This window comes from Saccharothrix sp. CCNWYY140 (genome assembly GCF_037401995.1).
GTDB lineage: Bacteria > Actinomycetota > Actinomycetes > Mycobacteriales > Pseudonocardiaceae > Actinosynnema.
This window is the reverse complement of sequence record NZ_JBBEGC010000208.1, coordinates 1-7,825: the sequence shown is the minus strand read 5'-3', so window position 1 is coordinate 7,825 and position 7,825 is coordinate 1. Positions and strand designations below refer to the sequence as shown.

General features: G+C 70.0%; 6 protein-coding genes. 4 read left to right on the top strand and 2 right to left on the bottom strand.

From position 1 onward, the window contains the following. Positions 1-250 precede the first annotated feature (250 nt). The 4 genes from WBN91_RS38240 (at position 251) to WBN91_RS38225 (ending at position 4,539) form a co-directional block, all read left to right on the top strand. Positions 251-1,867 (top strand): hypothetical protein, encoded by a 1,617-nt coding sequence (locus WBN91_RS38240; RefSeq protein ID WP_337729187.1) that lies wholly within the window; start codon positions 251-253, stop codon positions 1,865-1,867. Positions 1,868-1,929: 62 nt separating this feature from the next. Continuing rightward, positions 1,930-2,883 (top strand): helix-turn-helix transcriptional regulator, encoded by a 954-nt coding sequence (locus tag WBN91_RS38235; RefSeq protein ID WP_337729188.1) that lies wholly within the window; start codon positions 1,930-1,932, stop codon positions 2,881-2,883. A 9-nt stretch (positions 2,884-2,892) separates the two neighbouring features. Beyond that, positions 2,893-3,984: a M20 family metallopeptidase gene (locus WBN91_RS38230; RefSeq protein WP_337729189.1), complete on the top strand. Its 1,092-nt coding sequence runs from the start codon at positions 2,893-2,895 to the stop codon at positions 3,982-3,984. 33 nt (positions 3,985-4,017) lie between these two features. Continuing rightward, positions 4,018-4,539: an SRPBCC family protein gene (locus tag WBN91_RS38225; RefSeq protein WP_337729190.1), complete on the top strand. Its 522-nt coding sequence runs from the start codon at positions 4,018-4,020 to the stop codon at positions 4,537-4,539. Here the strand turns inward: WBN91_RS38225 and WBN91_RS38220 are convergent. Continuing rightward, positions 4,509-6,377 carry an ABC transporter ATP-binding protein gene (locus tag WBN91_RS38220; RefSeq protein WP_443217873.1) on the bottom strand — a complete coding sequence of 623 codons (1,869 nt, stop codon included), beginning with the start codon at positions 6,375-6,377 and terminating at the stop codon, positions 4,509-4,511. The two genes, WBN91_RS38225 and WBN91_RS38220, sit on opposite strands and share 31 nt — an antisense overlap. 40 nt (positions 6,378-6,417) lie before the next feature. Continuing rightward, positions 6,418-7,620, bottom strand: coding sequence for an FAD-dependent monooxygenase (locus tag WBN91_RS38215; protein ID WP_337729191.1), 1,203 nt, complete (start codon positions 7,618-7,620; stop codon positions 6,418-6,420). Positions 7,621-7,825: the final 205 nt, after the last annotated feature.

Here is a 7,825-nt window from a genome sequence, read left to right as displayed (position 1 = left end):
CAACCCCGAACGACCACTCCAACTCCTCGGAATCACCGGCTGAACAGCACAAACCGACTTTGCCGGAACCCTGCCCCCCCCGGGGGCCTGCCGCGCGGCGAGCGCCGCTTTTCATCTTTCAAGCGCGCAGCGCGTTCAGCTTGAGAGCGAAGCGTTGGCGGGAAAGTGCCAGTGGCACTAAATGGTCACCAGATGGGGTGGCGCTCTGGTAGACCCAAACCTCCCTGCACCCCTGCACGAAAGGGATCACATGATCCGCCAAGTCCTACATGGACTCCTAACGCCCACAGCCCTGATCGCCGCCATCCTCGCCGCCCCCACCGCCGAGGCCGCCCCCGCCACCTGCACCCCCTTCGAAGGCACCGGCGAGTGGCAAAGTTGCCTAGACGTCTCAGTCCGACTGTCCGACGCCCCCGCCCTAGGCACCGAGACGCAACTAGACATCGACATCCGAACCACGTCCACCAACCCAGACGTCCAGCTCGACGTGTCCCTGCCCGCCACCCTCGAATGGGTACAGGCACCTGCCGGCCTGGTCACCCGAACCACCGCCTCCGCCGCACCACTCGACCAAGGGCGAACGCACCACGCCACCGGCACCACCCAAGTCATCAAAGACCGCCCGCTCCGCCTAACCGGCAGAGTCCGCGCGGTAGCCGAAGGCGCCGCACAGATCCAAGTAGTCGCCCACTCAGGAGCGGAGTCGGACAAGGGAAGCGCGTTCCTCACAGTCGGTCCCCAACAATCTCAACACGGCATCCCCACCCACGAAGCGAACCGCACAGTACGGACCGAAGCCCCCGCAACGCCGGCCCACCCGCAGCACCGGCACAAGCCAGCCGGCGAAACAACCAGCACCCCAGGAACCGCCTGCACCACCGGCACCTGGACCTACGTAGACCACAACGGCACAGCCCGCGTCTCGCCGAACGCCAAGGTATGGGCCTACGACGACGACACCACCGGCACCGACGACCTACTAGCCACCGGACTCACCGACGGCTCCGGCCGTTTCCGCCTCTGCTACGAAAACACCGACGAAGAAGGCGGCACCCAGGACGTCTACGTACGCGTCGCCACCGAAAACACCCTATGGATCATCCGCAACGCCCGCACCCGCAAGTCCTACTCCTTCTACACCAACGTCGTACCCAACGCCGGCACAGCCGTGGACCTCGGGAGCATCCGCCCCTCCGACCCAGCCCTCATGCGAGGCGTAGAAGCCTTCGACACGGTCAACGCCGCCTGGAACTGGACGCCAGGCAACTGCTGGGACGCCCGAGACACCACCTGCCGCCAAGGAAAGATCAACTGGGCACCCGACTCCACCGACGGCACCTACTACTCCTTGCAGGAGAACGCCGTCCACCTCGCCGCCGAGGACCCGGACTCCAACATCCTGGTGCTCCACGAGTTCGGCCACTACATGATGGACGACGTCTACGACGACGACTTCCCGCCCGCCCCGAACTGCTCGCCGCACTACATCACCAAGTCCAGCTCAACGGGCTGCGCATGGACCGAGGGGTTCGCCACCTGGTTCGGGGTCGCAGTCCTGGGTGACCCAACCTTCCGCTGGCCGGGAGGCCGCACGCTGGACCTCGAAGGCCCCACCTGGGGCACCGCGAACTGGGACAACGGCGACACCGTCGAAGGCCGGGTGCTCGGCTCGATGATCGACCTCCACGACACCACCAACGAACCCGGTGACACCTGCGCCGAGGACCCCGCCGGCCCCCTGTGGACGACCTTCCTCAACCACGTCTCCGACACCTTCGCCCAGTTCTGGGCACACCGCCGAGCAGACGGCTACGACGTCGGCGGCAACGCGTTGAGCTGCCTGTACCACAACACGATCGACTACTGAGCCAACACCGCAACACCGCAACACCGGAACAACGCAACACCGGGCTGTTAGCTTCGCAGGTCATGGCGAACACGAAGGTCGGCGAAGCCCTTCGGCGGCTGGGGATCGGGGCCGGGGCGGTCGCGGTGTACCTGGAGTTGTTGGACAGCGGGCCGGTCCCGCTGGGCCGGCTGGATCGGGACGCCTACGCCGAGCTGGTCGACGCGGGACTCGCCTGTGCCGCCTCCGACGCCGCCGACACCGCCGCACCGCTGCCGCCCGCGACCGGGTTGGAGATCCTCAGCCGCCACCGCGCCGCCGAGCTGGACGAGGCTCGGGTCGCGGTGGCGGGTGCGTTCGAGGCGTTTCGGCGGCACCGGTTGGCGCAGTACAACGACGACCTGGTCGAGGTGGTGACCGGGGAGGCGATCGGGTCCCGGTTGCGGCAGGTGTGGGTCAGCGCTCGTGCACAGATCCGGCAGTTCGACTCGCCGCCGTACTTCCCGATCGCCACCGCCACCGAGGACTCGCTGGCCACGCTCGCACGCGGTGTCACGCAACGGGTCGTGTACTCGCGGGCCTCGCTGCTGCACCCCGGTTACCTCACCGCGTGCATCGAACCGTGCGTTCGGGCGGGGGAGCAGGCCAGGGTGTTGCCGTCGGTGCCGGTGAAGCTGGTCATCGTGGACGACGCCTGCGCGTTGGTCTCCCTGTCGATCAAGGAAGCCGACGTGCACAACACCATGCTGGTGGTGCGGCCGTGCGGGCCGTTCTCGGCGCTGGTGGCGTTGTTCGAGCAGGCCTGGCGGGAGGCGTTGCCGGTCCTGTCGGCCGACCCGCCGCCACCGCGCCTGCTGCCCGCCGACCGCCGGCTGCTGGCCCTGCTCGCGGGCGGGGTGCCGGACGGGGAGGTCGCCCAGGAGCTGGGCATCAGCCGCCGCACGCTGTTCCGCCGCATCGAGGTGCTGATGACCCGGCTCGGCGCGACCACCCGCTTCCAGCTGGCCCTGCACGCCCAGCGGCGCGGGTGGCTGTGACCCGGCACGATGGGGTGCGTGGACCTCGACGAGTTCCTTGCCCCGGCCGATGCCCTGCTGCGCATCCCCTCGACCGCCGACCGGCCCGCGGACCTGCTGCGCGCCTTGGACTTCGTGCTCGACCTGCTCGGACCCGGCCTGACCGTGGAGCGGTTCGAGCGCAACGGCAAGCCCAGCGCGCTGGTGTACCGGGGGCCGGAGCGCCCGGACTTCCGCGTGCTGTTCAACGCCCACCTGGACGTCGTCCCGGCCCCGCCCGAGCAGTTCGTGCCGGTGCGCGAGGGCAATCGGCTGCACGCGCGCGGCGCGCAGGACATGAAGCTGTCGGCCCTGGTGCTGGCGCTGGTGTTCCGGGACGTGCCGACGTCGTTCCCGGTGGGCCTGCAACTGGTCACCGACGAGGAGGTCGGCGGCCGGGACGGCACGCTGCACCAACTGGAGCAAGGGGTCACCGGCCGGTTCGTGGTGATCGGCGAGCACAGCGCGCTGCGGCTGGTCACCGAGTCGAAGGGCCTGGTCACCGCGCGGCTGTCCACCACCGGCCGGGCCGCGCACAGCGCGTACCCGTGGCTGGGCGACAACGCCCTGGTCAAGCTCCTGCGGTCGCTGGACGCGCTGCTCGCGGCCTACCCGCCCGCGACCGAGGAAGCCTGGCGCACCACCGTCAACATCGCCCGGATCGAGACCACGAACACCGCGTTCAACCAGATCCCGGCCGACGCCACGGCGTGGCTGGACATCCGGTTCCCGCCCGAGGACACCGACTTCCGCGACCGCGACCAGGTCGCCGCGCACCTGTCCGCGCTGACCGGCGCGTCGGTCGAGGTGGGCCACGTCGAGCCGCCGCACCGCGCCGACCCGGACAGCCTCGACGTCAAGGCGCTCCGACTGGCCGCCCGTGACCAGGGGTTCAGCGGCGACCTGCTGCGCAAGCACGGCGCGGCGGACGCCCGGTTCTACCACCAGCGCGGTGTCGACGCGGTCATCTTCGGCATCGGCGGGGACGGCCAGCACGGGCCGGACGAGTACGCCGACCTGACCACCGTGCTGCCCTACCACGCCGCGTTGACCGCATATCTCAACGCCCTGTCGGAAGACTGATTACGCTGTCGGCCAAGCAAGGGAGAGGACGGCATGACCCCGTTATCGAACGCCACCCTGGTCCTCACGCCCGACGGCGTGGACCTGGTCGTGACCCGCAGTTTCCGCGCGCACGTCGAGGACGTGTGGGCGAGCGTCACCGAGTCCGACCGCACCGCGCTCTGGTTCGGCCCGTGGGAGGGCGACGCCGCGCCGGGCCGCCGGATCAAGGTCCAGATGGCGTTCGAGGAGGGCCAGCCCTGGATGGAGGCCCGGATCGACGCGTGCGCCGAGCCCCTGCGCCTGGCCGTGTCGACCATCGACGAGTACGGCACCTGGCGGCTGGAGCTCCTGCTGTCCGAAGTGGACGGTGTGACCGAGCTGAAGCTGGTGCACCACCTCAAGAGCACCGAGGGCATCGGCGAGATCGGTCCGGGGTGGGAGTACTACCTGGACATGCTGGCCACCTCCCGCGACGGCACCCCGCGACCGACCTTCGACGACTACTACCCGGCCCAGAAGCCCTACTTCGAGGCCCTGACGGGTCACGACACCGAGGCCTCCTCGGCGAACTGAGTGCGGTACAGCTCCTCGTACCGGCCGCCGGCGGCGAGGAGGTCGGCGTGCGTGCCGCGTTCCACGATCCGGCCGCCCTCCACCACCAGGATCAGGTCGGCGGCGCGGATCGTGGACAGCCGGTGCGCGATGACCACCGCCGTGCGGCCCTCCAGCGCCTCCGCCAGCGCGGCCTGCACCGCCGCCTCCGACGTCGAGTCGAGGTGGGCGGTGGCCTCGTCCAGGATGACCACCCGCTGCCGGGCCAGCAGCAGCCGCGCGATGGTCAGCCGCTGGCGCTCGCCGCCGGACAGCCGGTAGCCGCGCTCGCCGACCACCGTGTCCAGGCCGTCCGGCAGCGACTCGACCAGGTCGGCCAGGCGCGCCCGGCGCAGCACGTCCCACACCTCCTCCTCGGTCGCCTCCGGCCGTGCCAGCAGCAGGTTCTCCCGGATCGACTCGTGGAACAGGTGGCCGTCCTGGGTCACCATGCCCAGGGTGTCCCGGATCGACGCCAGCGACAGGTCCCGAACGTCCACACCGGACAGTCGCACCGCGCCCCGGTCCACGTCGTACAGGCGGGGCAGCAGCGAGGCGATGGTGGACTTGCCCGCGCCCGACGACCCGACCAGCGCCACCAGCTGCCCCGGCTCGGCGCGGAAGGACACGTCGTGCAGCACGTCCACCCCGCCGCGGGAGTCCAGCACGGCGACCTCCTCCAGCGACGCCAGGGACACCTTGTCCGCCGACGGGTAGGCGAACCCGACCCCGTCGAACTCCACCGCCACCGGCCCGTCCGGCAGGGTCCGCGCGTCCGGCTTCTCCTGGATCAGCGGCTTGAGGTCGAGCACCTCGAACACCCGCTCGAAGCTGACCAGCGCGCTCATCACCTCGACCCGCGCGCTGGCCAGGGCGGTCAGCGGCGCGTACAACCGGGTCAGCAGCAGCGCCAGCGCCACCACGGAGCCCGCGTCCAGCTCGCCGCGCAGCGCGTAGAACCCGCCCAGCCCGTAGACCAGGGCCAGTGCCAGCGCGGACACCAGCGTGAGCGCGGTGAGGAACACCGTCTGCACCATCGCCGAGCGCACGCCGATGTCCCGCACCCGCCGCGCCCGCACCGCGAACTCCGCGGACTCCCGGGCGGGCCGGCCGAACAGCTTGACCAGCGTGGCGCCGGGCGCGGAGAACCGCTCGGTCATCTGGGTGCTCATGGTGGCGTTGTGGTTGGCGGCCTCGCGTTCCAGCCGGGCCAGGCGGGTGCCCATCCGGCGGGCCGGCAGCACGAACACCGGCAGCAGGACCAGGGCCAGCAACGTGATCTGCCACGACAGGCTGACCATCACCGCCAGCGTCAGGGCGAGGGTGACGAGGTTGCCCACGACGCTGGACAACGTGTCGCTGAACGCCCGCTGCGCGCCGATGACGTCGTTGTTCAGCCGGGACACCAGCGCACCGGTCCGCGTCCGTGTGAAGAACGCGACCGGCATGCGCTGGACGTGGTCGAACACGGTGGTCCGCAGGTCCAGGATCAGGTCCTCGCCGATGCTCGCCGACAGCCACCGGGCGAGCAGCCCCAGCCCCGCCTCCACCACCGCGATGCCCGCGATGAGCCCGGCCAGACCCAGGACCACCTCGTAGGACGAGCCGTGCACGATCGCGTCCACGATCCGCCCGGCCAGCACCGGCGTCACCACCGCGAGCACCGCCACGACGACGCTGACCACGAGGTACTGCGTGAGCCGGGTCTTGTGGGGCCGGGCGAACGACCAGATGCGCTTCAGGGTGGCCTTGGAGAACGGCTTCTTGTCGTTCTGCGCGTTGGTCATGTGGTACAGCGACATCCACGCGGTGACTTCCATGTCCATGCCGCCGAACGTAAGACCTGGACTTGGGTCGAGGTCAAGGCATTTCGTGGACCCTCCGGTACTCCGGCAGGGTCACGGTGTTGGCGATCTTCTGGAGGTCGCCGAAGATCTTGGTGCCGCCCGGGATGTGCGGGACGATCCGCAGGGTCAGGTCGCGCATGCGGATGAACATGCGGCTCTTGGGCAGCAGCCCGTCGATCCCGCCCAACGCGAACTTCTGGCACTTGTCGACGTACTCCCGCATCAACTCCTCGTAGCGCCGGAACGCCGTGGCGTGGTCGGGTGCGGTGGCCAACTCGCCGGCCAGCAGGTACGCGCCGACCAGCGCCATGCTGGTGCCGTTCCCGGCCATAGGGGAGGCGCAGAAGGCAGCGTCGCCCAGCAGCGCGACCCGGCCGTGTGACCAGGAGTCCATGCGGACCTGGCACAGGCGGTCGAAGTAGAAGTCGTCGGCGTCGCGCAGGTCGTCCAGCAGGCGCGGCACCTCCCAGCCGTCCGTCGCGAAGGTCTTCGCGATGAGGTCGCGTTGGAAGGCGTCGTCGCGGCGGTCGTGGGGGACGACCGGGGACTTGAACGTGAACATGCCCTTCGCACGGCCGTCGGGGGTCGGGTAGATGCCCGCCGCCCGGCCGGGGACGGTGTGGATGAGCATCCAGCCGTCGAGGTCTTCGGTCTGGGTGGTGCTGAAGATCGCGGTGTAGGCGCCCATGTCGTGGGTGAACCGCTGTTCGGGGCCGAAGGCGAGCGAGCGGACCTTGGAGTGCAGGCCGTCCGCGCCGATGACCAGGTCGAACGTGCGCGGCGGGTGGTTCTCGAAGGTGACCTCGACACCGGTCGCGGTCTCGGTGAGCGAGGTGATGGTGTCGTCGAAGAGATATTCGACGTCGTCCCTGGTCCGGTCGTAGAGGATGCGGACCAGGTCGCCGCGCAGGATCTCGATCTCGGCGATGACACCGCCGGAGTCGCCCATCGTGTCCGCGGCCATCGTGGCGGTCCGCTTGCCCTCGGCGTTGACGAAGGACATCCCGCGCGCCCCGGTGTGCGCCGCGCGGACCTGGTCCAGCACGCCCATGCGGGCCACGACCTCACGGGCGGTACCCCGGATGTCGACGGCCTGACCGCCGGGACGGGGCGCGGGGGCGCGCTCGACGACGGTCGGGGCGAAGCCGTGGTGGCGCAGCCAGTGGGCGAGGGTGGGGCCGGCGATGCTCGCGCCGGAGATCAGTACGGTGTTCATGCGTACACCGTACACGAGTGCACTAGCGAGTCAATCGCTGTTCTGTGCACCAGGCGAGTGATGCGTGAGCCGGGACGGCAGAGGCGCAGAGCACGTCCGTCGCCCGCCCACACAGCCCTTCGCGCCCACACAGCCCTTCGCGCCCGCAGGGCGCGCGCTTTTCGAAGGGCTCGCGCAGCAGACCTCCCAACTTGGGCTTCTTCCG

Excerpts from the sequence above, each read along its gene's own strand:
- WBN91_RS38240 (WP_337729187.1), top strand. The coding sequence starts at position 251 with ATGATCCGCCAAGTCCTACATGGACTCCTAACGCCCACAGCCCTGATC.
- WBN91_RS38215 (WP_337729191.1), bottom strand. The coding sequence starts at position 7,620 with ATGAACACCGTACTGATCTCCGGCGCGAGCATCGCCGGCCCCACCCTC.
- WBN91_RS38235 (WP_337729188.1), top strand. The coding sequence starts at position 1,930 with ATGGCGAACACGAAGGTCGGCGAAGCCCTTCGGCGGCTGGGGATCGGG.
- WBN91_RS38225 (WP_337729190.1), top strand. The coding sequence starts at position 4,018 with ATGACCCCGTTATCGAACGCCACCCTGGTCCTCACGCCCGACGGCGTG.
- WBN91_RS38220 (WP_443217873.1), bottom strand. The coding sequence starts at position 6,377 with ATGGAAGTCACCGCGTGGATGTCGCTGTACCACATGACCAACGCGCAG.
- WBN91_RS38230 (WP_337729189.1), top strand. The coding sequence starts at position 2,893 with ATGGGGTGCGTGGACCTCGACGAGTTCCTTGCCCCGGCCGATGCCCTG.